19 protein-coding genes and 1 tRNA gene are annotated in these 22534 nt (G+C 75.7%); 10 read left to right on the top strand and 10 right to left on the bottom strand.

The features are described 5' to 3' along the window. The first annotated feature begins 42 nt into the window (after positions 1-42). The gene (locus ACI79I_RS00960) at positions 43-2646 is read left to right on the top strand and encodes a bifunctional FO biosynthesis protein CofGH (protein ID WP_456990145.1); all 2604 of its coding nucleotides are present in this window, start codon (positions 43-45) and stop codon (positions 2644-2646) included. Positions 2647-2725: 79 nt separating this feature from the next. On the opposite strand, the gene ACI79I_RS00955 is transcribed toward ACI79I_RS00960, so the two are convergent. Together ACI79I_RS00955 and ACI79I_RS00950 are read right to left on the bottom strand one after the other, a co-directional pair. Beyond that, positions 2726-3364, bottom strand: a complete 639-nt coding sequence (locus ACI79I_RS00955) for an EAL domain-containing protein (RefSeq protein WP_456990143.1) — start codon at positions 3362-3364, stop codon at positions 2726-2728. Positions 3365-3725: 361 nt separating this feature from the next. Next, positions 3726-4622: an ATP-grasp fold amidoligase family protein gene (locus tag ACI79I_RS00950; RefSeq protein WP_456990141.1), complete on the bottom strand. Its 897-nt coding sequence runs from the start codon at positions 4620-4622 to the stop codon at positions 3726-3728. A gap of 111 nt (positions 4623-4733) precedes the next feature. Between ACI79I_RS00950 and ACI79I_RS00945 the strand changes: the two genes are divergently transcribed. Genes ACI79I_RS00945 through ACI79I_RS00935 form a run of 3 tightly spaced genes read left to right on the top strand, consistent with a single transcriptional unit; the run spans position 4734 to position 6807 of the window. Continuing rightward, complete coding sequence (locus ACI79I_RS00945) at positions 4734-5381, top strand: haloacid dehalogenase-like hydrolase (protein WP_456990139.1); 648 nt, start codon at positions 4734-4736, stop codon at positions 5379-5381. A 9-nt stretch (positions 5382-5390) separates the two neighbouring features. Beyond that, positions 5391-5732: a hypothetical protein gene (locus tag ACI79I_RS00940; RefSeq protein ID WP_456990137.1), complete on the top strand. Its 342-nt coding sequence runs from the start codon at positions 5391-5393 to the stop codon at positions 5730-5732. A 49-nt stretch (positions 5733-5781) separates the two neighbouring features. Next, positions 5782-6807, top strand: coding sequence for an NADPH:quinone reductase (locus ACI79I_RS00935; protein ID WP_456990135.1), 1026 nt, complete (start codon positions 5782-5784; stop codon positions 6805-6807). Positions 6808-6949: 142 nt separating this feature from the next. Here ACI79I_RS00935 and ACI79I_RS00930 read toward each other — a convergent pair whose 3' ends face one another. From ACI79I_RS00930 to ACI79I_RS00920, 3 genes are read right to left on the bottom strand one after another with little or no spacing between them, the layout of a single operon-like run. Next, positions 6950-8104, bottom strand: a complete 1155-nt coding sequence (locus tag ACI79I_RS00930; RefSeq protein WP_456990133.1) for an acyl-CoA dehydrogenase family protein — start codon at positions 8102-8104, stop codon at positions 6950-6952. 6 nt (positions 8105-8110) lie between these two features. Next, entirely contained in the window at positions 8111-10105 is a 1995-nt protein-coding gene (locus ACI79I_RS00925) for an ATP-binding protein (protein WP_456990131.1), read from the bottom strand. 11 nt (positions 10106-10116) lie between these two features. Continuing rightward, on the bottom strand, positions 10117-11730 hold the full coding sequence (locus ACI79I_RS00920; protein WP_456990129.1) for a carboxyl transferase domain-containing protein: 1614 nt from the start codon (positions 11728-11730) through the stop codon (positions 10117-10119). 57 nt (positions 11731-11787) lie between these two features. On the opposite strand from ACI79I_RS00920, the gene ACI79I_RS00915 reads away from it, so the two are divergent. Beyond that, entirely contained in the window at positions 11788-12381 is a 594-nt protein-coding gene (locus ACI79I_RS00915; protein WP_456990127.1) for an SACE_7040 family transcriptional regulator, read from the top strand. Between the two features lie 59 nt (positions 12382-12440). Here the strand turns inward: ACI79I_RS00915 and ACI79I_RS00910 are convergent, their stop codons facing one another. Continuing rightward, complete coding sequence (locus ACI79I_RS00910; protein WP_456990125.1) at positions 12441-14243, bottom strand: hypothetical protein; 1803 nt, start codon at positions 14241-14243, stop codon at positions 12441-12443. Positions 14244-14388: 145 nt separating this feature from the next. Further along, a complete protein-coding gene (locus ACI79I_RS00905; protein ID WP_456990123.1) occupies positions 14389-15618 on the bottom strand; it encodes a hypothetical protein in 1230 nt (409 codons plus the stop codon). Between the two features lie 150 nt (positions 15619-15768). On the opposite strand from ACI79I_RS00905, the gene orn reads away from it, so the two are divergent. From orn to ACI79I_RS00890, 3 genes are all read left to right on the top strand, one after another. Continuing rightward, on the top strand, positions 15769-16446 hold the full coding sequence (orn, locus tag ACI79I_RS00900; protein WP_456990121.1) for an oligoribonuclease: 678 nt from the start codon (positions 15769-15771) through the stop codon (positions 16444-16446). Between the two features lie 47 nt (positions 16447-16493). Further along, positions 16494-16566: transfer RNA gene (locus tag ACI79I_RS00895), tRNA-His, on the top strand. A gap of 143 nt (positions 16567-16709) precedes the next feature. Then, positions 16710-16898, top strand: a complete 189-nt coding sequence (locus ACI79I_RS00890; RefSeq protein ID WP_456990119.1) for a hypothetical protein — start codon at positions 16710-16712, stop codon at positions 16896-16898. A gap of 36 nt (positions 16899-16934) precedes the next feature. Here ACI79I_RS00890 and ACI79I_RS00885 read toward each other — a convergent pair whose 3' ends face one another. Beyond that, positions 16935-17675 (bottom strand): GAF and ANTAR domain-containing protein, encoded by a 741-nt coding sequence (locus tag ACI79I_RS00885; RefSeq protein ID WP_456990117.1) that lies wholly within the window; start codon positions 17673-17675, stop codon positions 16935-16937. 252 nt (positions 17676-17927) lie between these two features. Here ACI79I_RS00885 and ACI79I_RS00880 point away from each other — a divergent pair, with 252 nt between their 5' ends. Both ACI79I_RS00880 and ACI79I_RS00875 read left to right on the top strand, forming a co-directional pair. Continuing rightward, positions 17928-20750: an Ig-like domain-containing protein gene (locus ACI79I_RS00880; protein ID WP_456990115.1), complete on the top strand. Its 2823-nt coding sequence runs from the start codon at positions 17928-17930 to the stop codon at positions 20748-20750. A 102-nt stretch (positions 20751-20852) separates the two neighbouring features. Continuing rightward, positions 20853-21098 carry a hypothetical protein gene (locus tag ACI79I_RS00875; protein WP_456945983.1) on the top strand — a complete coding sequence of 82 codons (246 nt, stop codon included), beginning with the start codon at positions 20853-20855 and terminating at the stop codon, positions 21096-21098. A 22-nt stretch (positions 21099-21120) separates the two neighbouring features. Here the strand turns inward: ACI79I_RS00875 and ACI79I_RS00870 are convergent, their stop codons facing one another. Both ACI79I_RS00870 and ACI79I_RS00865 read right to left on the bottom strand, forming a co-directional pair. Continuing rightward, on the bottom strand, positions 21121-21402 hold the full coding sequence (locus tag ACI79I_RS00870) for a MoaD/ThiS family protein (RefSeq protein WP_456990113.1): 282 nt from the start codon (positions 21400-21402) through the stop codon (positions 21121-21123). Then, positions 21399-22484 carry an exo-alpha-sialidase gene (locus ACI79I_RS00865; RefSeq protein ID WP_456990111.1) on the bottom strand — a complete coding sequence of 362 codons (1086 nt, stop codon included), beginning with the start codon at positions 22482-22484 and terminating at the stop codon, positions 21399-21401. The genes ACI79I_RS00870 and ACI79I_RS00865 overlap by 4 nt, the downstream gene beginning before the upstream one ends. Positions 22485-22534: the final 50 nt, after the last annotated feature.

The raw sequence follows: 22534 nt of genomic DNA, 5'->3' as shown, positions 1-22534 counted from the left end.
CAGGATGGGGAGGACGGGGTCCTTCGACTAGCGTCGGCCGCGATGACCGAGCCGCTGCCGCCCACCGACTCCGGCCTCCGCCGCGCGCTGGCCCGCGCCGACCGCGGCGTGACGCTGGACGCCACCGAGGCCGAGATCCTGCTGTCCGCGCGCGGGCTGGGCCCCGGCGAACCCCTGGACCGGCTGCTCACCGCGGCCTCCCGGGTCCGCGACGCGGGTCTGGCCTCGGCCGGCCGTCCCGGGGTGGTGACCTACAGCCGCAAGGTGTTCATCCCGCTGACCCACCTGTGCCGCGACCGCTGCCACTACTGCACGTTCGTGACCACGCCCGGCGCGCTCCGCCGGGAGGGGAAGGCGCCGTTCCTGTCCCCCGACGAGGTGCTCGGCATCGCCCGCGCCGGGGCCGCGCTGGGGTGCAAGGAGGCGCTGTTCACGCTCGGCGACCGCCCGGAGGACCGCTGGCCGGTCGCCGCCGAGTGGCTCGAGGCGCACGGCTTCGACTCCACCCTGGCCTACCTGCGGGCGATGGCGATCCGGGTGCTGGAGGAGACCGGGCTGCTGCCCCACCTCAACCCCGGGGTGCTCAGCTGGGAGGAGGTCCAGCGGCTCAAGCCGGTGTCGGCGTCGATGGGCATGATGCTCGAGACCACCGCGACCCGGCTGTGGTCCGAGCGGGGCGGCCCGCACTTCGGGTCGCCGGACAAGGAGCCGCGGGTGCGGCTGCGGGTGCTGGAGGACGCCGGGCGGTCCGCCGTCCCGTTCACCACGGGCGTGCTGCTGGGCATCGGGGAGGACGCCGCCGAGCGGGTGGACGCCGTCCTGCAGATCCGCGCCGCGCACGCCCGGCACGGGCACGTGCAGGAGGTCATCGTCCAGAACTTCCGGGCCAAGCCGCGCACCGCGATGGCCGGCGCCGACGACCTGGAGCTCCAGGAGTACGTCGCCGCGGTCGCCGTCACCCGGCTGCTGCTCGGCCCGAAGGTGCGCGTGCAGGCCCCGCCGAACCTGTCCGACTCCACCGAGCTGGGCCTGCTGCTGCGCGCGGGCGTCGACGACTGGGGCGGGGTCTCGCCGCTGACCCCCGACCACGTCAACCCCGAGCGGCCGTGGCCCAACATCGACGAGCTGGCCGCGCTGACCGCCGAGGCCGGGTTCACCCTCCGCGAGCGGCTGGCCGCCCAGCCGCCCTACGTCCGCTCGCCCGAGCCGTGGATCGACCCGCGGGTGCGCCCGCACGTGGCCGCGCTGGCCGGGCCGGACGGGCTCGCCGTGGAGGGCCGGGTGCCCGCTGGGCTGCCCTGGCAGGAGCCGGACGAGGTGTGGACCTCCTCGGGCCGCACCGAGCTGCACGTCGAGGTCGACACCGTCGGGCGCACCACCGACCGGCGCAGCGACTTCGACGCGGTCTACGGGGACTGGGGCGAGCTCCGCGACCGCACCGCGGCCGCCCGGTCGGCGGGGTCGACCGCCCTGGCCGCCGGCGACCCCGAGGTGCTCGCGGCGCTGCTGCGCGCCGAGGCCGCCCCGGCCGGGCTCAGCGACGCCGAGTACCTGACGCTGCTCGGCGCCGACGGCAGCGACCTCGAGCACCTGTGCGCGCTGGCCGACGCCGTCCGCCGGGACGTCAACGGCGACGACGTCACCTACGTCGTCAACCGGAACATCAACTTCACCAACGTCTGCTACACCGGCTGCCGGTTCTGCGCCTTCGCCCAGCGGCGCACCGACGCCGACGCCTACACCCTGTCGATGCAGCAGGTCGGCGACCGGGTCGACGAGGCGTGGCGGGCCGGGGCGACCGAGATCTGCATGCAGGGCGGCATCCACCCCGACCTGCCCGGCACCGCCTACCTCGACCTCGCCCGCGAGGTGAAGCGCCGCCAGCCGGGCATCCACCTGCACGCCTTCTCGCCCATGGAGATCGTCAACGGCGCCGCCCGAACGGGCCTGTCGTTCGAGGAGTTCCTGACCGCGGCCAGGGAGGCCGGGCTCGACAGCATCCCGGGCACCGCGGCGGAGATCCTCGACGACGACGTCCGCTGGGTGCTGACCAAGGGCAAGCTGCCGACCGCGACGTGGATCGAGATCATCACGACCGCGCACCGGGTGGGCATCCCCACGACGTCGACGATGATGTACGGCCACGTCGACACCCCCGCGCACTGGGTGGCGCACCTGCGCACGCTGGCCCGGGTGCAGGACGAGACCGGCGGCTTCACCGAGTTCGTGCTGCTGCCCTTCGTGCACCACAGCTCGCCGATCTACCTGGCCGGCGTGGCGCGCCCCGGGCCCACGGTGCGGGAGAACCGGGCGGTGCACGCCGTGGCCCGGCTGCTGCTGCACGGCCGGATCCCGAACATCCAGACCTCGTGGGTCAAGCTCGGCGAGGCCGGCACCCAGGCGGTGCTGCAGGGCGGCGCCAACGACCTCGGCGGCACGCTGATGGAGGAGACGATCAGCCGCATGGCCGGCAGCGAGAACGGCTCGCTGAAGACCATCGCCGAGCTGGAGGGGATGGCCGCCGCGATCGGCCGCCCCGCCCGTCAGCGCACCACCGAGTACGGCACGCCGTCGGCCGAGCGCCTGGCCACTGCGCGGTCGGAGGAGGGCCGCCGCGCGCTGACGCTGTCGATCACCCCGGTCTGAGGGAGGACCCCCTGCCCCACCGCTCCCGAGCACGCGGCGGGACCCTGCAGGGGCCGGGACGGGGCCGCCGGGAGCGGGATCAGCGGACGGTGGCCACCGGGCCGCGGGGCGCGGGGACGGCGAGCTGGGCCGGCGGCTGCTGCGCCGTGGCGGGCGCCGGCCGGCCGAACAGGTACCCCTGGGCGTGCGAGCAGGCCAGCCCGCGGAGCACCGACCGCTGCTGGTCGGTCGCCACGCCCTCGGCGACGACGTCCAGGTGCAGGCTGCGGGCCAGCCCGATGATCGAGGCGACCAGGGTCGTCGTCCGGCCGCCGGTGCCCAGGTCCTGCACGAAGCTGCGGTCGATCTTGACGATGTCCGCGGGCAGCCGGCGCAGGTAGGACAGGCTCGAGTAGCCGGTGCCGAAGTCGTCGATGGCGATGCGGACACCGAGTGCGCGCAGCGCCCGCAGCTGGCGCACGACCAGGTCGACGTCCCGGACGAGCACCCCCTCGGTCACCTCCAGCGTCAGCTGGCGGGCGGGCAGGCCGCTGGCCTCGAGCGCGGCGTGCACCGCCGTCACGACGTCGTCGTCGGCCAGCTGCCGGGGCGAGAGGTTGACCGCCATGCTGATCGGCCGCCCTGCCTGCACCGACCAGGCGGCTGCCTGGCGGGTGGCCTCGCCGAGCACCCACCGGCCGATCTCGACGATCTGCCCGCCCGCCTCGGCCAGCGGCACGAACTCGCTCGGGGAGACCAGCCCGCGGGGGGGTGCCAGCGCAGCAGCGCCTCGGAGCCGGTGGTGCCGCCGGACGCGAGGTCGATGGTCGGCTGGTAGTGCACCGCGAGCTGGCCGGCCGCGCGAGCCGCGGTGAGGTCCTCGAGCAGTTCGGCAGCACGCCGAGGGCTCCCGCCTGGGCGACGGCGGTCCAGACGAGGACGCGGTGCCGACGCCGCCAGACCTCGTTGGGCAGCCGTCGTCCCTCGGGCAGCAGGGCCGCCAGGCGGCGGGGCAGGAGGGCGGACGCCGTTGTCATCGTGGCGAAGGCGGCCCGGCTGCAGCGGTGCGCCGTGGGCCTCACCCGTTGTGGGGACGGCGGTCAGGCGGCGGCGCGCTCCTCCGGCAGGTCGTCCCCCTGCGGCAGCGGCAGGACCGGCGCGCGACGGCGGTGCCAGGGCAGCGTCCACCAGCTGCCGAGCAGCTCGTCGAACTCCGGCTCCAGCCGCGTCCAGCCGGCCCCGGGATAGGGCGTCAGCTCGCCGAACCACAGCTGCCCGGCGTGCTCGTAGAAGTCGACGCGCAGCATGTCGTAGCCCGCGGCCAGCGCCGCCGCGGCGGCGAGCATGTCCGCCAGTCGGTCCGGCGGCGCGGTGTCCGGCCCGCACCGGTAGCCGGCGGTCCACGGCAGCGGCTCCCAGTCGGGCGTGCGGAACCGGATCCGGTGGTCCGGCCCACGGGCGGTGTGCACCTCCACCACCCGCGGCACCCCGTCGAGGACGAGGACCTTCAGGTCCACCGGCACCTGGCCGGGCACCCCGACGAACTCCTCGACCAGCAGGCCCGGCCGTGCCCGCCGGTAGGCCCACTCCTCGCTGAGCCGCCAGTACCGCTCCTCCACCCACCCCGCCGTGCGCGCGGCGAGGTCGGCGGGATCGGCCGCTCCGGAGCCGACCAGCACCCGGCGGCAGGAGTGGACGGGCTTGAGCACCCAGTGCGCCGGCAGCTCCACCCCGGCGAGCCCGGCGACGTCCGTGCCGGCCCACAGGGTCCGCGGGATCCGCAGCCCTGAGGGCCCGCGCCGCCGCGCGTGCTCCTTCATCGCGAGCTTGTCGCAGGTGTGCGCCAGCAGGGCGCGGCGGTCGAAGCAGATGCGCCAGTTGAGCTTCTCGTTGAAGGTCCGGGGCCGCAGCAGCGGCGGGAACCGGCCGGTGACCTCCCGGTAGCGCCGCACCCGCCGCACCGGGGAGGGGACCAGGCGGGGCAGCAGCGGAGGCACCGCCCGACCTCACCAAAGGCCGCCGCACCCGGCAACGCGAGCCCCTCGACCCGGCAGCGGAGTGCGGAGACGCAGGTTTCCCGCGCCCGTGCCCTCCGGTACACCCCCGGGATGAGCCCGACGGTGGTGGTCGACCTGGACAAGGTGCTGCTCGGCGGGGACGCCTCGACGCTGTTCCTCTCCGGCCGGCTGCGCCAGTCGCCGCTGCGCGTCCTGCCCCTGCTGGTCCTCGCCCCCCTGCTGCTGGTCGGCGCCACGCTGCCCTGGACCCGTCCGCTGGCCGCCCGCCTCCTCACCCGCGTGACCGTCGGCCGGCAGCCGGCCGGCGACGTGGCCGCGGTCGCCGAGGCCTACCGGCACGCCCTGGCCCGCAGGCCGGAGGCCGCCGTCGCCGAGGCCGTCGCATGCGTGCGGCAGCACCAGCGGCAGGGCCACCGCGTCGTGGTGGCGACCGGCTGCGAGGAGACGATGGCCCGCGGGTTCCTCACCGCGCTCGGCCTGGGGGACGTCGACGTCGTCGGCTCGACCGGGTCGCTGTGGCCGCTGCGGGTGCGGCGCGTCATGGGCGAGACGAAGGTGGCGGCGCTGACCGACCGCGGCCACCCGCCACCGTGGGTGGCCGTCTACAGCGACAGTCCCTCGGACCTCCCGCTGTTCGCCGGCACCTCCCGCCCGGTGCTGGTCAATGCCGACGGGGACGCTGCCCGCGAGGTGACCCGCGTGCTGGGACGCCGTCCGGAGACCCGCACCTGGCGCTGAGGAGGCACGGTGACCGATCTGCAGGAACTCGCCGACCAGCTGCTGGCGCAGGCCGCCGCACCACCCGCACGCCGGGCCGCCCGGTCCCTGCCGCACCCCGCGGAGGGCCTGCGTCAGGCGGTGCTGGCACTGCTGGCCGGTGCGTCGCTCGCCGAGCACGAAGCGCCCGGAGCGGCCAGCCTGCTGGTGCTGCGCGGTTCGGCCCGGCTGGTGGCCGGCGACGACGTCCTGGAGCTCCGACCGCACCAGCTGGCGCCGATCCCGCCGCGCCGGCACGCCCTGACCGCCGACGAGGACGCCGTCGTCCTGCTGACCGTCGCCGTGCCCGAACGCGTGCCGAGCGCCGACTGACCCCGGTCTCGGGCTGCGGCACCCCGCCCGGTCCGGGTAGGCAGGACCCGTGCGAGCCATCACCTACACGCAGACCGGCGACGCGGACGTCCTCCAGCTCGTCGACCGCCCCACCCCCGAGCCCGGCCCCGGCGAGGTGCGGGTGCGGGTCGCCTTCTCCGGGGTCAACCCCACCGACTGGAAGAGCCGCAGCGGGGCGACCGGTGGCGCCGCGTTCGGCGCCGACGGGCAGATCCCCCACCAGGACGGCTCCGGCACCGTGGACGCCGTCGGCGAGGGGGTCGACCCGGTGCTGGTCGGTGAGCGGGTGTGGATCTGGGAGGCGGCCTGGCAGCGGCCGTTCGGCACCGCCGCCGAGTACACCGTCGTCCCGGCCCGGCACGTCGTGCTGCTCGGTCCCGCCCCGTCCTTCGAGCTGGGTGCGGCGCTGGGCATCCCGTTCCTCACCGCGCACCGCTGCCTGACCGTCGCCGAGTCGCTCCCCGATCGGCTGGGGCCCGGCTCCCTGACCGGGCACACCGTGCTCGTGCAGGGCGGCGCCGGCGCGGTCGGCAACGCCGCGATCCAGCTGGCGCGCTGGGCCGACGCCACCGTCATCGCCACGGTCAGCAGCCCCCGCAAGGCCCAGCTGGCCGCCGCGGCGGGGGCCAGCCACGTCGTCGACTACCGCGAGCAGGACGTCGTCGCCGAGGTCCGCCGCATCACCCCCAAGGGCGTCGACGCGGTCGTCGAGGTGGCCCCCGCGCAGAACGCCGCCGTCGACGCGCAGGTCGTCGGCCTGCACGGCGCGGTGGCGGTCTACGCCAACAACGGCGGCGACGAGGTGACCCTGCCGGTCCGCGCTCAGATGGGGCCCAACGTCCGCTGGCAGTTCGTCCTCGTCTACACCGAACCCGAGCGGGCCAAGGCGATCGCCGTCGAGGACGTGAACGCCGCCGTCCTCGACGGCGCCGTCCGGGTCGGGGAGGACGCCGGGCTGCCGCTGCACGTGTTCCCGCTCGCCGAAACCGCGCAGGCGCAGCGGGCCGTCGAGGAGGGCGCCGTCGGCAAGGTCCTCGTCGACGTCACCGCCTGAGCGGAGGAGCGGCCCACCCCACCCCTGCCGCGGCCCACCCCGCCCCTGCCGCGATCATGGAGCCGCGGGGACGACACGCCGACCCTCGCCCGCGTGTCACATCCCGGACTCCATGATCGCGGGGGGGGGCGCCTCGGCCCGGTCAGGCGACGCCGAGGTCGCGGGCGATGAGCATCCGCTGCACCTCGCTGGTCCCCTCGCCGATCTCCAGGATCTTCGCGTCGCGGTAGAAGCGGCCGACCGGGAACTCGTTCATGAAGCCGTAGCCGCCGTGCACCTGGGTGGCGTAGCGGGCGTTGTCCATCGCGATCTCCGAGCTGTAGAGCTTGGCGATCGCGGCCTCGCGCTTGAACGGCTCACCGCGCAGCATCTTCTCCGCCGCCCGGTAGTAGGCCAGCCGCGCGGTGGAGGCCCGCACCTCCATGTCGGCGATCATGAACTGGATCGCCTGGTTGCGGCCGATCGGCTGCCCGAACGCCTCCCGCTGCCCGGCGTACTTCACTGACTCGTCGACACACCCCTGCGCCAGACCCACCGCCAGCGCGGAGATGGCGATCCGGCCCTCGTCGAGGATCGACAGGAACTGCGCGTACCCGCGCCCCCGCTCGCCGACCAGGTTCTCCTCCGGCACGCGGCAGTCGCTGAAGGACAGCTCGCGGGTGTCCGAGGCGTTCCACCCGACCTTGGAGTACCGCTGGCCGACGGTGAACCCCGGCGTCCCGGAGGGGATGGCGATCGCCGAGATCTCCTTGCCGCCGTCCGGGCGGGTGCCGGTGACCGCGGTGACGGTCACCAGCTCGGTCAGCTCGGTGCCGGAGTTGGTGATGAACGCCTTGGAGCCGTTGAGCACCCAGTGCCCGTCCTCCAGGCGCGCGGTGGTGCGGGTGGCGCCGGCGTCCGAGCCGCCGCCGGGCTCGGTCAGCCCGAACGCGCCCAGCGCCTCCCCGGCGCACAGCCGGGGCAGCCAGCGCTGCTTCTGCTCCTCGGTGCCGAACCGGTGGAGCGGCATCGCGCCGAGCGAGACGCCGGCCTCGAGGGTGATCGCCACCGACGAGTCCACCCGCGCCAGCTCCTCCAGCGCCACGCACAGGTCGAAGTAGGTGCCCCCCGACCCGCCGTACTCCTCGGGGAACGGCAGCCCGAACAGGCCGAGCTCACCCATCTGCCGCACGATCGCGGTCGGGAACTCGTCGCGCTCGTAGAACTCCCCGATCTGCGGCGCGATCACGTCGTGCGCGAACTCGCGCACCACCTTGCGCAGGGCCTCGGTCTCCTCGTCGAGCCGGTAGTCCAGCACCGTCGGTCACTCCCCCTCGTCGGCGGCCGATGGGGTCACCACGGCCACCCGCTCGTCGAGCCGGACCGATCGGCCGGCCTCCACCGAGAGCTCGGCGACCGTCCCCGCGACGGGGGCGGTCAGCACGTGCTCCATCTTCATCGCCTCGACGACCAGCAGCGGGGTCCCCGCCTCCACCCGGTCGCCGAGCGCCACCTGCACCACGGTCACCGTCCCGGGCATGGGGGCGGTGACCACGCCGCCGTCAGCAGCACCCTCGGTCGCGGAGTGCAGCCGCTCGTGCTCGCGGAAGGCCGTCACCCGGCCGTTCGCGGCCAGCCAGACGTCCCCGCCGGCGTGGACGACGGCGTACCGCGACGTGACGCCGTCCAGGGTCACGGCGAGCTCGCCGCCGTCCCGTTCCGCCGACGCGGGCACCGGGTCGCCGTCCCCCACGCGGACCTCGGCGGCCGAGGCCCGCCCGCGGACCCGCACGGTCACCGGCTCACCCCCGGCGGCCTGCAGCCGGCGCACCGTCCAGGCGGGCTCACCGAGCCGCCAGCCGTCGGGGACGTCCCAGCGGTCCACCAGCGGTCCGGCCGGCTCGGCCTCCACCAGCAGTGCCAGGGCGGCCGCGGCGTACACCGACGGCGGCACCGGGTCGGCCGCGGTGAGCGCCTCCCCGCGCCGCTCGATGAGCCCGGTGTCCAGCCGGCCGGCCACCACGTCGGGGTCGGTGAGCAGCGCCCGCAGGAAGGCGGTGTTGGTCGGCACCCCGAGGACGGCGGTGTGCCCGAGCGCACCGACCAGCCGCGCCCGCGCGGTCTCCCGGTCGGGGCCGTACGCGACCACCTTGGCCAGCATCGGGTCGTAGTCGGTGCCGACGACCGAGCCGACGGCCAGCGAGCTGTCCAGCCGGATGCCGGCGCCGGCGGGCTCGCGCAGGCCCAGCACGGTGCCGGTCTGCGGGAGGAAGCCGCGGGCGGGGTCCTCGGCGTAGAGCCGGGCCTCGATCGCGTGCCCGTCGAGCCGGACGTCGTCCTGGCCGAACGGCAGCCGCTCCCCAGCCGCCACCCGCACCTGCAGCTCCACCAGGTCCAGGCCGCTGACCATCTCGGTGACCGGGTGCTCGACCTGCAGCCGGGTGTTCATCTCGAGGAAGAAGAAGTCGGTCGGCCGTTCGGCGTCGACGATGAACTCGACGGTGCCCGCGCTCGTGTAGCCGACCGCGCGGGCGGCCTCGACCGCGGCCTGCCCCATGGCCGACCGCTGCGCCGGGGACAGCAGCGGGGACGGCGCCTCCTCGACGACCTTCTGGTGCCGCCGCTGCAGGCTGCACTCGCGCTCCCCCAGGTGGACGACGGTGCCGTGCGCGTCACCGAGCACCTGCACCTCGATGTGCCGCGCCGAGCCGATGTAGCGCTCGACCAGCAGGGTGTCGTCGCCGAACGAGCCGCGGGCCTCCCGCCGGGCGGCGGCGATCGCGTCGCGCAGCTCGGCCTCCGACCGGACCACCCGCATGCCCTTGCCGCCCCCGCCGGCGCTCGGCTTGAGCAGCACCGGGAAGCCGGCCTCGACCGCGGCGGCGGCCACCGTGTCGTCGTCCATGCCCGGCTCGGTCCGGCCGGGGACGACGGGCACGCCGGCGGCCATCACGGTCCGCTTGGCCCGGATCTTGTCGCCCATCGCCTCGCTGGCCGCGACCGGCGGGCCGATGAAGACGATCCCCGCCTTCTCGCAGGCACGGGCGAACTCGACGTTCTCCGACAGGAAGCCGTAGCCCGGGTGCACGGCCTGCGCGCCGGCGCGGACGGCGGCGTCGAGCACCCGCTCGATGGACAGGTAGCTGTCGACGGCGGGAGCCGGGCCGATCGGGACGGCGACGTCGGCCTCCCGGACGTGCCGCGCCCCGGCGTCGGCCGCGCTGTACACGGCCACCGAGCGGATGCCCATGGCCCGCAGCGTGCGGATGACCCGGACGGCGATCTCACCGCGGTTCGCGACCACGACGGTGTCGAACACGTGCGCGGCCCTCACATCCGGAAGACGCCGTAGCCGACGTCCTCCAACGGCGCGTTGGCGCAGGCGGACAGGGCCAACCCCAGCACGGTGCGGGTCTGCGCGGGGTCGATCACGCCGTCGTCCCACAGCCGGGCGGTGGCGTAGTAGGGGTGCCCCTGGTGCTCGTACTGGTCGCGGATCGGCTCCTTGAACGCCTCCTCGTCCTCGGCCGGCCACTCCTCGCCTCGCGCCTCCAGCCCGTCGCGGCGCACCTGGGCGAGCACCGAGGCCGCCTGCTCCCCGCCCATCACCGAGATGCGGGCGTTGGGCCAGGTGAAGAGGAACCGGGGCGAGTAGGCCCGGCCGCACATCGAGTAGTTGCCCGCGCCGAACGAGCCGCCGATGACGACGGTCAGCTTGGGCACCCGGGCGCAGGCGACCGCGGTGACCATCTTGGCGCCGTGCTTGGCGATGCCCCCGGCCTCGTAGTCGCGGCCCACCATGAAGCCGGTGATGTTCTGCAGGAACAGCAGCGGGGTGCTCCGGCGGTCGCACAGCTCGATGAAGTGCGCACCCTTGAGCGCCGACTCGCTGAACAGGACCCCGTTGTTGGCGATGATCCCGACCGGGTGGCCGTGCAGCCGCGCGAAGCCGGTGACCAGCGTCTGCCCGTAGAGCGGCTTGAACTCGGCGAACCGGCTGCCGTCGACCAGCCGGGCGATCACCTCGCGCACGTCGTAGGGGGTGCGCGGGTCCGGCGGCACCACCTCGTAGACCGACTCCGGCGGGTACAGCGGTTCGCAGGCCGGCTCGACGTCCCAGGGGCGCGGGCTGCGCGGGCCCAGGGTGGCGACGATCTGCCGCACGAGCTGCAGCGCGTGGGCGTCGTCCTCGGCCAGGTGGTCGGTGACCCCGCTGACCCGGCTGTGCAGGTCGCCGCCGCCGAGCTCCTCGGCGGTCACCACCTCGCCGGTCGCGGCCTTCACCAGCGGCGGGCCGCCGAGGAAGATCGTGCCCTGCTCCCGGACGATGACCGCCTCGTCGCTCATCGCCGGCACGTAGGCACCGCCGGCGGTGCAGGACCCGAGGACGGCGGCGATCTGCGGGATGCCGGCCTTGGACATGGTGGCCTGGTTGTAGAAGATCCGACCGAAGTGCTCGCGGTCGGGGAAGACCTCGTCCTGCATCGGCAGGAAGGCCCCGCCGGAGTCGACCAGGTAGACGCAGGGCAGCCGGTTGTGCAGCGCCACCTCCTGTGCCCGCAGGTGCTTCTTCACCGTCATCGGGTAGTAGGTGCCGCCCTTGACGGTGGCGTCGTTGGCGACGACGACGCACTCGCGCCCGGAGACCCGCCCGATGCCGGTGATGATCCCGGCGGCCGGGGCCTCGCCGTCGTAGAGGCCGTGGGCGGCCAGCGGGGACAGCTCGAGGAAGGGGCTGCCCGGGTCGAGCAGCGCGTCCACCCGCTCGCGCGGCAGCAGCTTGCCGCGGGCGACGTGCCGCTCCCGGGCGCGCTCACCCCCGCCCAGGGCCACGGTGCGCAGCTGCCCGGCCAGGTCCGCGACCAGCGCGGCGTGGGCCGCGGCGTTGCGGGCGGCGGCCTCCCCGTCGGCGGTCGGTGTGCGGGAGAGCACAGGTGCGTCCACGGCGGCGATGTTAACGACGGTTCACGCGAACGGTCAACGAGCGTTAACATCCCTCCCGTGACCGAGGTGGACACCGCGCTGCACTCCGACGCGGCGCGCCCGTCCCGGCGCGAGCAGATCCTGCGGGCGGCCGCCCAGCTGTTCGCCGAGCGCGGTGCCCGGGCTGTCGGCGTCGACGACGTCGGCGCGGCGGTGGGCGTCACCGGGCCGGCGATCTACCGGCACTTCGCCAGCAAGGACGCGATGCTCGCCGAGATGCTGCTGCGGATCAGCGAGCGGCTGCTGGCCGGCGGCACCGAGCGGGTGGCCGCCGCCGGGGACGACCCGCTCGCCCAGCTGCGGACGCTGATCGCCTTCCAGGTCGACTTCGCCCTCGACAACCCCGCGCTGATCACGGTGCACGACCGGGACCTCGGCACGCTGCCCGACGACGAGGCCGCACAGGTGCGCCGCCTGCAGCGCCGCTACGTGGAGGTGTGGGTCGGCGTCCTGGGCCGGCTGCACCCGCAGGCGGACGCCGCGACGAGCCGGGCACGGGCGCACGCGGTGTTCGGGCTGGTCAACTCCACCCCGCACAGCGCCGGGCGCGTGCCGCGGACCCAGATGGCCGCCCTGCTCGCGACGATGGCCGAGGCCGCCGCCACCGCCTGAGAGGGAGGACCCCGTCCTCCCCACCCCTCCCACGCCCGGGCGGTGCGCTGGACGGGGCCTCAGGCGGTCGGGTCGGGCATCGGCAGCGTCAGCGCCGACGACGCCACGACGTCGAGGTCCTCGGCGCTGCCCTTCGTGCCGCCGCCGGCCCACGCGGTCTCGATGATGGTCACGGTGCTGCCGGACACCGCGCTGGCGTACTCCGCCTTCGACAGCTGGTCGGGACCACCGTCGTAACGGACCCCCTCGCGCAGCAGGTCGCTGACGTTGCCGCTGCCGTTGCGGTCGGCCAGCGCCCGCAGCGCCCGCGCGGCCGCGGAGTCGCCCATGTCGACCACCGAGACCGACACGACGACCGGCCGCCCGTCGACGTCGGTCGAGTAGAGCGCCCGCCCCAGGCCGGCGCAGTCGGTGTCGGCGAAGAAGTCGGCCACCGCCCCGTAGGCGTTGCCCGCGCACGTGTCGTCGACCCGCACGCCGCGGACGACGAACGTCCGGCCGTCCACCACCTCGCGGTCGCCGGTCGCGGGCCCCGGCGCCACCTCCGCCGGTGCGGTGGTGTCCCCCGCCTCCGACGTCCCCGTGCCGGCCGACGCGCGGTCGTCGTCGTTGCCGCCGAACAGCAGCGCCGCGCCGATCCCGAGGACGACGACCAGCAGCAGGGCCGCAGACACCAGCACCGCGGTCCGCCGCGCGGACCGCGGGCGCTGCCGGGGCCCGACCAGCGGGACGCCGTCGGCCAGCGGCGGCCGGGCGGCCGGGGGTGCGGCGACCGGCGCGGCGGGCTCCGCGGCCCTCGTGCGCTCCTCCGGCTCGGCGCCGGCGAACAGGCCGCCGATGCCGCCGGTCTCGTCGGCCGTCACGCCGACGGTCGGGCCGACGAGGGTGTCCATCGGACGGGCCCGGGACGCCCCGTCGGCGGGCTCCGCCGGTGCCGCGGGCGCGACGGGAGCGGGAGTGTGGGCCACCGCGGCGTCCCCGGCCGCCGCGGCGCGGGCGGCGGCCTCCTCGTCGGCGCGGATGGCGGCGGCGGCCACCGCGGCCGCGGCCGCGGGGTCGACCAGCGGCCGGCTGGGCGGTGCTGGTGCCGGTGCCGGTGCCGGGGATGGTGAGGGTGCCGGGGCGGGCGCAGCGGGAGCGGCGGCCGCAGCCGGGCTCCGGGGGGCAGCCGTCATCGCGGCGGGGGCCAGCAGCTCGGGGGTGCGCAGCACGTACGGCGAGTACGGGAAACCCTCACCGTTGAGCTCCTGCACCGTGGGAGCGCGGCCGGCCAGGCCCAGCGCCTCGAGGGCCGCGCGGACGTCGGCGGTGGTCCACAGCCGGGGGTTGTCCACGCCGGTGTAGCGCGCGACGCGGGCGATGCCCAGCAGCAACGAGCGCGGGTCGGCCAGGGCGACCTGGTCGCCCTCGCCCAGATCGCCGTCCGCGGGCACCAGGCCGGCGAGGTCGCCGACCAGCACGGTGAGCCGGGCGATCCGGCCGGGCTCGAGCCCGGCCCGCCGCAGCCGGACGGCGGCGTCCATGCCGGCGCGCATGAGCCCGTCCAGGGGCGAGGAGCCGCCCCCGGACAGCTGGAGCACGTCGCCGGGCCTGCCTGGCTCGCTCCCGATCGTCCAGGCACCCTCCGGCGACGCGGTCACCACGCCGCTCTGGCGGACCACCTCGACGACCCGGACGACCGCCAGCCCCTCGGGCACGAACAGGACCGCGTCGGAGAGCCGCCGCTCCATCGGCCCGTCGACGACCGGGATGGAGGCCACGACCGCCCCCCGGACCGCGCTGCCGGTGTCCCAGCGGGTCAGCTCGGCGAAAAGCGCACGCTCCCCCGCCGTCTGCAGCGGCATGGGGGTGAGGGGCAGCACGTCGTCCTCCGAGCGGGTCTGGCGGGCGGGGCGGCAGGGAGCCGCGCCAGCGCTGGGGCCGGGGCACGGGGATCGACGGCGATCCGCCCCCGGCGGAGCTCTGTCATCCGAACGTTACGTCATGTGACGCGGAGGGCCGGAGCCCTCAGCGGGTCGGCGCGCCGCCTGCGGCCGCGCCCACCACCGGGTTCGCCGCGTCCTCGCGGCCGGGTTCGACCGGGCGCGCCCAGGCGGCCAGCCACCGGCTGCGGCCCACCGCGTCGACCGCCGTCCAGAGGGCGGTGAAGACGACACCGGTCAGGAGCACCACCTCCGGATCCCAGTTCCAGGGCGGCAGGAAGCCGATCGCGTCCTGGGCGGCACCGGCGGCGTAGAAGGCCGTGGCGACCAGGGGCCCGGCCACCCAGCCCGGCAGCCGCAGGGTCACCGCGAGGTCGATCGCGACCGCCCCGGCCAGCAGCGCCAGCGGGAGCACCGACGGCGGGAAGTCCAGCGCGACCAGGCCCAGCCACATGACGCCGCGGTAGGCGAGGTAGGTGGCCGCGACGGCGGTCGCCGTCCAGCGCAGGCCGACCAGCTTCCGGGCCACCGCGAGCGCGAGCAGGCCGGCGCAGAGCATCCAGGCCGGGTGCACCCAGGAGGGCACCGGCAGCATGAACATCGTCGGCGTCTGCCCCTGGGAGGCGGCGAAGTCCAGCAGCTGCGGCTCGGCCGTCGTCCGGCCGGCCTCGTAGGCCTGCAGCGACAGGACGCCGTACTCCTGGTGCTGGTTGGGGAAGACGACGTTCTCGACGAAGAACAGCCAGAGCCCCAGCGAGACGAGGTCGCGGGTGCGGCCGGGCGCGGCGTACAGCCACCAGCCGCGGATCGCCCCGGCCAGCATGATCGCCGTCCCGATGTAGAGCAGCGCGTGGCTGGGGCTCCAGCTGGTGATGTCCAGGCCGTTGATGCGGTGGTTGAGGATGTCGATGGGGATGGCGACCAGGAAGGTGGCGATGCCCCCCTGCATCAGGCGCAGCGCCCGGCGGTCGACGCCGTAGCCGGTGTAGCTGTGGAAGACCACCAGCGCGACCACCACCGCGGTGCCGGCGGAGTTGAGCAGGTGCGGCGGGGCCAGGTCGTCGCGCAGCCACTTGAAGTGCCAGGAGACGTCCCAGGAGGAGCCGAGCATCTTCAGGAGGAACGCGCCCAGCCACGCCGTGTAGATCCAGCGCAGCTCCTGCGGCGCCGTGGGCCGGCCGGGCCGCCCGGGGGTCGCGTAGGCCGCCCAGAGCCAGCGCAGCGTGGCCAGGGGGTGCCGGAGAGCGGCGGCGAGGGTCCCCGGAGCCGGGGGGACCGCTCGGTCGGTCGCGGCAGGTGCGGCGGCAGCGGGCACGGCGGAACTCCTGGTCTCGGAACGGATCGCCGCCGAGCCTAGTGGTGGAACGGCCCTCCACCCGCCCCTCGAGTGGCACCGGTGTGGCGGGTGCGCTATGCAGCCGACACGCGGGGCGGTCGTGGTGGGCGGGACGTAGGGTCGTCGGACGTGGCGGACAGCGCGGGACACCTGGTCTGGATCGACTGCGAGATGACCGGGCTGGACCTGACCCGGGACAAGCTCATCGAGGTCGCGGTGCTGGTCACCGACTCCGAGCTCAACGTCCTCGACCCCGGGCTGGACCTGGTCATCTCCGCGTCGGACGCCGACCTCGCCGGCATGGCCGACGTGGTGACCGAGATGCACGCCAAGTCCGGACTCACCGAGGCCGTGCGCGCCGCGACGCTCACCGTCGCCGAGGCCGAGCAGCAGCTGCTCGCCTACGTCCGGCGCTTCGTCCCCGAGCGGCGGACCGCACCGCTGTGCGGCAACTCGATCGGCACCGACCGCGGGTTCCTCGCGCGCGACATGCCCGAGCTCGACGACCACCTGCACTACCGGATGATCGACGTCTCCTCGATCAAGGAGCTCGCCCGCCGCTGGTTCCCGCGGGTGTACTTCGCCCAGCCGCAGAAGGGGCTGGCCCACCGCGCGCTGGCCGACATCATCGAGTCGGTCCGGGAGCTGGCCTACTACCGCAGGACGCTGTTCGTGGACGGTTCCGGCCCCTCGACGGCCGAGGCGCAGGCCGCCTCCGCGCAGGTCACCGAGTCCTTCGCGGCGATCTTCGCCGCCGAGGACGCCGGTGAGCCGGGCACCACACCCCCGGCCGCGTCGGAGGCCTGAGCCGCCCGGTATCGTTGTCCCGGTGCCCCGACCTGGTCGGGGTCACGGTGGGTGTAGCTCAGCTGGTAGAGCACCAGGTTGTGATCCTGGGTGTCGCGGGTTCGAGCCCCGTCACTCACCCTCCGCGGAGAGGCCCCGGTCAGGGAACTGGCCGGGGCCTCTCGCCGCTGGGGCCAGCCGCTGGCACCGGCGTCCTCGTCGCTCCCGACCGCCGGGGCGGCGGCCTCTGAACCACCGCGACGCGAGACGGCTAGCCTGCCCCCATGCCGTTGATCTTCCACTGGGGCGGCCCTCGGCACGGCGAGATCGACGACGTGCCCGCCGAGCAGCTGGCCTCCTCGGTGCTGGTCTACGACGGACCCCGCTGGTTCGGCGTCTACCAGCGGTTCGAGCCGGTGCAGGAGCAGAAGACCCCGCAGGGTCCGGCCGAGGTCTGGGTCGTCCGCGAGTAGCCGCTCGCACCGCACTCCACCGCGCGGTCCGGGCGCTCAGTCCCAGCGGCGGTCCCCGCCGGGCACCGCGCCGGTGTCGGTGAGCTCGCGGGCGATGTCGACCAGCTTCCGGTTCAACTGCTGGGAGGCCCGGGCGAGCACCCCGAACGCCTGGTCGGCGGTGAGCCTGTGCCGCTCCATGAGGATGCCCTTGGCCTGCCCGATCACGTCCCGGTTGGTCATCCCGGCGCGCAGGTTCTGCTCGTGCTCGGCGCCGGCCAGCGCCACGGCGGCGTGCGCGGCGAAGACCAGCCCGACGTCCTGGCTCTCGTCGTCGAAGGCGTCGGGTTCGGAGGAGTACGTGTTCAGCGCCCCCAGTCGGTCGCCGTGGACGAACAACTGGAAGCACAGCATGCTGCGCACCCCCAGGTCGGCAGCCTGCCGGGCGAACTCCGGCCAGCGCTCGTCGGTGCCGACGTCGTCGACGCGGACGACCTCCTCCTCCCAGACCGCATCCAGGCACGGGCCCTGCCCGAGGCGCTGCTGCAGGGCGTCGACCTGCCGCGGCAGGTCGCCGGTCGGCGCGCGGGACTCGACCCGCGACCGGCCGATCACGTAGCTGATCCCGCACTCGTCGGCGTTCGGCACGGTCCTGACGGCCGCGGCGGTGATCGCCTGCAGCGTCGCCTCGACGTCGCCGTGGGACTCTTGGAGCTGCCGGGCGACGCGGGTCATCACGGCGCCCAGGTGCTCGGGCGCGCCGTCTCCACCCACCGCCGCGTCCCCGGGCGCAGTCATGCCGCGGAACCTACCGCGCGGCACGACCGTCGGTGGGCGAACCGAGAGTGGTGCGCTCGTCACCGGACTCCTCGTCCGTCCGGCGGCCGCACCCCCCTAGTTCGGGGACCCGACACCCCCTCGACTCGGGATCCGCGGGCGGCCGCGACCGGTCAGGGTCGGTCCAGCGGTCGCGGCGCGGCCGTCCGGGACGACGGACGGCCACGCGTCGTCGGCAGGGAGCCCAGGACCGCGCAGGACCCGGGAGCCGCGATGCCCAGCTCGTCCCTTCCCCGTCGCACCCACCGCGGCGCCGTCGCGACGGTGGTGGCCGGCACCGCCCTCGCCCTGATCGGCCAGGACCTGCTCGGCGCCACGCCGGCCCGGGCGTCCCTGACCGGCCCGGGCGTGGACGAGGGCGAGCACGTCACCGTCTCCGCCGCCGCGGACGCCGTGGCCGTGTCCGGGTACCCCGAGGGGACACCGCTGGTCGTGGAGGTGCTGCGCCGGGACCCGGCCACCGGCGGGGACCTCGTCCTCGGGCGGGCGAGCGGGCCGGCCCGTCTCCTCGCGGGGGGCACCGGGCTGGCCGTCAACCGCGGGCCGGCGGGCGCCGCTGCGCAGCCGGGCGACTGCTGGGACGTGCAGACCCCGGACATCCGCCCCGGCGACCGGGTCGTCGTCACCACGCCGGACGACGTCGACGAGGTCACCGTCGACGACCTGCGGTGGACCGGCACCCCGTTCCTGGACCCGGTCACCGGCGACGTGCTCGTGTCCGGCGTGGCCCGGTACGCCGACGGTGAGCCGATCCCGGTCGCCGAGCTCACGGCCGACCAGTTCCACAACGACACGGGCGGGTACCGGATCGACCCGGACGAGGTGGCCGCCACCGATCCGGACGGCGGCTTCCAGATCCGCTACCGGACGCCGTTCACCGGCTCGCGCAACGACGAGGACCTCGCGCTGGAGCAGCGGCGGGCGGTGCTGCTCGGCAACGGCCACGGCGTCGGTCACGACCAGTACGCCGAGATCCCGTCCGCCGGGACCGCAACCGACCTCCCGCCGGTCGAGGGAACGGCCGACGGGGCGCCGGTCGAGACGCCGCCCGACGAGCCGTCGTCTCCCGAGGACCCGCCGTCGCCCGAGGAGCCGGCGTCGTCCGAGGAGCCGGCGTCCGACGCGACTGCACCGCCTGACGCGGCAGCCTCGCCCGGCGAGACGGCATCGCCCGACGAGACGGCATCGCCCGACGAGACGGCACCACCCGACGAGCTGCAGCCGGTCGCGACCATGCACGTCAGCGGGCCGGCCGAGACCCCCGGTCCGGCCGAGGGGTGCGAGGGCTCCCCGGCCGGCGGCGACACCCCGCCGCCGGACGGCGGGACCACCCCCCTGCCGGACGGCGACACGCCCGCGCCGACGGAAACGGACACCGACTCCTCCGAGGGCGCCACGGACACCCCCACGCCGGCGGACCCCGGGACCGACCCCACCGACGGCGTCACCGACACCCCCACGCCCGCGGACACGGACACCGGCACCCCCGCGCCGGCGGACACGGCTGCCGCGCCGGCGGCTCCGGAGCCCGAGGAGCCGGCCGAGACCGTCCCCTCGCAGGCCGCGGACACGGCGGCCCCGGAGCCCGAGGAGCCGGCCGAGACCGTCCCCTCGCAGTCCCCGGACACGGCGGCCCCGGAGCCCGGGGAGCCGGGCGAGACCGTCCCCTCGCAGGCCGCGGACACGGCGGCCCCGGTGGCGACCGCGACCGCCCCCGCGTCCGGGGTCACCGGCGTGCCCCTGGACGCACCGGTCACCGCGACGTTCGGCGAGCCGGTCAGCGGGGTCGACGGCACGACCCTCACCCTCACCGGTCCGGACGGCGCGGTGCCGGCGACGGTCACCTACGACCCGGCCACGCGGGTGGCGACCCTCGACCCGGAGGACCTGCTCGCCCCCGAGGCCACCCTCGTGGCGACCGTGGCCGAGGGGATCCGCGACGCGGCCGGCAACGCCCTGGCCCGGTCCTCGTGGACCTTCACCACCGGGCCGGCACCCGACACCACCGTCCCGGCCGTCACCGGGTCCACGCCCACCGACGGCCGGACCGGCGTGCCGCGGGACGCGACGGTCACGGCCACGTTCAGCGAGCCGGTCACCGGTGTCGACCCGACGACCCTGGTGCTGCGCCCGGACGGCGGGGGCGCCGCCGTCCCCGCCGCGGTCCGGTACGACAGCGCCACCCGCGCAGCGGTCCTCGTCCCGACGGCGGAGCTGGCCGCGGGCACCCGGTACACGGCCGGCCTCGGCGGTGAGGTCCGGGACCCGGCGGGCAACCTGCTGGCCCCGGTGTCCTGGTCGTTCACGACCGCCGCGGCGCCGACCGTGGACACCGCCACCCCCACGATCAGCGCCCGGACCCCGGCACCCGGGGCCACCGGGGCGCCCCGCGAGGACGACGTCCGGATCACGTTCGACGAGCCGGTCAGCGGGGTCAGCGCCACCACGGTCGGCCTGCGGGCCGCGGGCGTCGGCGCCGTGCGGGCCTCGGTCCGCTACGACGTGCGCACCCGGGTGGCGACCCTGGACCCGGCCGCGCCGCTCGCCGCCGGCACCACGTACGCGGTGAGTGTCACCGACGGGGTCCGCGACGCGGCCGGCCACCCGCTGACCGCCACGACGTGGAGCTTCACCACCGAGGGCCCTCCGCCGCCGGACCGGGTGCGCCCGACCCTCACCGGGCAGAGCGCGGCGTCCGGCGCCACCGGGGTCGCCCCCGACGCGCTCGTCGGCCTCGTGTTCAGCGAGCCGGTCACCGGCCTCACCGGCTCCTCGGTGAGCCTGCGGTCGGCCAGCGGCCGGGCCGTGCCCGCCGAGCTGAGGATCGACCCGGCCACGGCCTCGGTCGCCCTCGACCCCACCGTCGACCTCTCCCCGGGCACCCGCTACACGGTGTCGGTCACCACCGGGGTGCGGGACGCCGCCGGCAACCGCTTCCCCGGGGCCTCGTGGAGCTTCACGACGGCCGCGGGCCCGGACACCACACCGCCGGGCGCCCTCGCGGTGACGTCGGCGTCGTCCCCTCCGGGCCGGTGACCGCGGCACCGTCCCGTGCCGGGTGGGACGGCTGTGGCGGGTGCGCCGAACACGCCCGCCGGGGTGCTGGTCGGCCCCGGCGGGCGGAACGACGCTGGGGCCATGACTCTCGCCTACTCCTACGGGACCGCTCACGCCGTCGTGATGGTCGGCTCGGTGGGCAGCCCCGAGGGCCTGCAGCCCCGGCAGATCGGGCCGGCGCACGCCACGATCGGCCGGGTCACCGGCCGCAGCCGCAAGGCGTTGTGCGGCGCCTACGTCGCGGTCGACGAGCAGACCGTGTGGCCACCGGAGGGCTACGAGCACTCCCAGCTGTGCGCCGAGTGCGCCACCCTGGCCGCGCTCTGAGCCTGCCGGCCGGGCGCCCGGGTCAGCCGCCGGCCACCGACGGCAGCACCTGGACGACGGCGCCGTCGGGCACCGGCGCGCCCAGCCCGCCGGCGAACCGGACGTCGTCGCCGTCGACGTAGACGTAGACGAACCGCCGGATCCCGCCCGCCTCGTCGCGGATGCGGCGGTCCAGCAGCGGGTGGTCGGCGGCGAGCGTGTCCAGCACCTCCCGGAGGGTGCCGCCGCCCGGTTCCAGCTGCAGGTGCTTGGCCCCACCGGCGAGGTCGGCCAGCACGCCGGGCAGCACCACCTCGACGCTCATCCGTCGATCCGCGCCGCGCGGACCACCAGCACGTCGGGCAGGTGGTCGGCCACCAGGGTGAAGGTGTCGCCCTCGTCGGAGCTCGCGTAGACGCAGCCGTCCCGCGTGCCGACGTAGAGCCCGGTCGGGTCGGCCGTGTCGGCGCAGAACCCGTCGCGCATCACCGCGGCCCAGGAGCGGTCGGGCAGCCCCTCTCCGAGCTCGGTCCAGGTCTCGCCGGCGTCCCGGGTGCGGTGCACCCGCAACCGGCCCCCGGGTGGGACCCGCTGCATGTCCGCGACCAGCGGCACCACCCACGCCGTCCCGGGCGTGGACGGCGAGGCGACGATCGGGAACCCGAAGTCGGCCGGGAGGCCACCGGCGATCGACGTCCAGGCCCTCCCTGCGTCGTCGGTGCGGAAGACGCCGAAGTGGTTCTGCGCGTACATGCGGTCCGGGCCGGCCGCGTCGACGGCGACCTTGTGCACGCACTGGCCGTACTCCGGCGGGGGCTCGGGCAGGAAGACGGCGCTGATCCCGGAGTTGCGCGGCGTCCACCCGTTCCCGCCGTCCTCGCTGACGTAGACCCCGCCCGTGCTCATCGCGACGGTCACCCGGTCCGACGCCGGGTCGGGCAGCACGGTGTGCACCGCCCCTCCCCCGCCCCCGGGCTCCCAGGTCGGTCGGTGCGGGTGGTCCCACAGGCCGCGGACCAGCTCGAACGTGCAGCCTCCGTCGGTGCTGCGCCACAGCGAGTGCGGCTCGCACCCGGCCCACACGACGTCGGGCCGATCGGGGCTGTCGGGACGCAGCTGCCAGACGCGGGCGAGGGCGGCGCCGGTGTCCTCGGGGAAGCGGATGGCGCCGGCCTCGGTCTCCTGCCAGCTCGCGCCCAGGTCGTCGGACCGCATGACCGTGGGCCCCCAGTGCCCGTACTGGATGCCTGCGAGGACCCGTGGCGTGGGTCGGCGGGTGTCGATCGACACCGCGGCGACCTCCTGGGCGAGCAGGTGCGGCTCCCCCAGCGTCCAGGTGCGGCGGTCGTCGTCGCTGCGGGCCAACCACAGGCCCTTGCGCGTACCGATGGCGAGCAGGTCGGTCATGGCGCCCTCCGGGTCGACGGCAGGGCGCAGAGATCGCCCCTCGGACGTGG

This window comes from Geodermatophilus sp. SYSU D01105 (genome assembly GCF_054050095.1).
Note: the sequence above shows the minus strand (reverse complement) of the source record. Positions and strands in the feature narration are given on the sequence as shown.

What these genes read in the sequence shown, in the direction of transcription:
- ACI79I_RS00960 (WP_456990145.1), top strand. Translation starts at nt 43, where the DNA reads ATGACCGAGCCGCTGCCGCCCACCGACTCCGGCCTCCGCCGCGCGCTG.
- ACI79I_RS00945 (WP_456990139.1), top strand. Translation starts at nt 4,734, where the DNA reads ATGAGCCCGACGGTGGTGGTCGACCTGGACAAGGTGCTGCTCGGCGGG.
- ACI79I_RS00890 (WP_456990119.1), top strand. Translation starts at nt 16,710, where the DNA reads ATGCCGTTGATCTTCCACTGGGGCGGCCCTCGGCACGGCGAGATCGAC.
- ACI79I_RS00885 (WP_456990117.1), bottom strand. Translation starts at nt 17,675, where the DNA reads ATGACTGCGCCCGGGGACGCGGCGGTGGGTGGAGACGGCGCGCCCGAG.
- ACI79I_RS00880 (WP_456990115.1), top strand. Translation starts at nt 17,928, where the DNA reads ATGCCCAGCTCGTCCCTTCCCCGTCGCACCCACCGCGGCGCCGTCGCG.
- ACI79I_RS00875 (WP_456945983.1), top strand. Translation starts at nt 20,853, where the DNA reads ATGACTCTCGCCTACTCCTACGGGACCGCTCACGCCGTCGTGATGGTC.
- ACI79I_RS00870 (WP_456990113.1), bottom strand. Translation starts at nt 21,402, where the DNA reads ATGAGCGTCGAGGTGGTGCTGCCCGGCGTGCTGGCCGACCTCGCCGGT.
- ACI79I_RS00865 (WP_456990111.1), bottom strand. Translation starts at nt 22,484, where the DNA reads ATGACCGACCTGCTCGCCATCGGTACGCGCAAGGGCCTGTGGTTGGCC.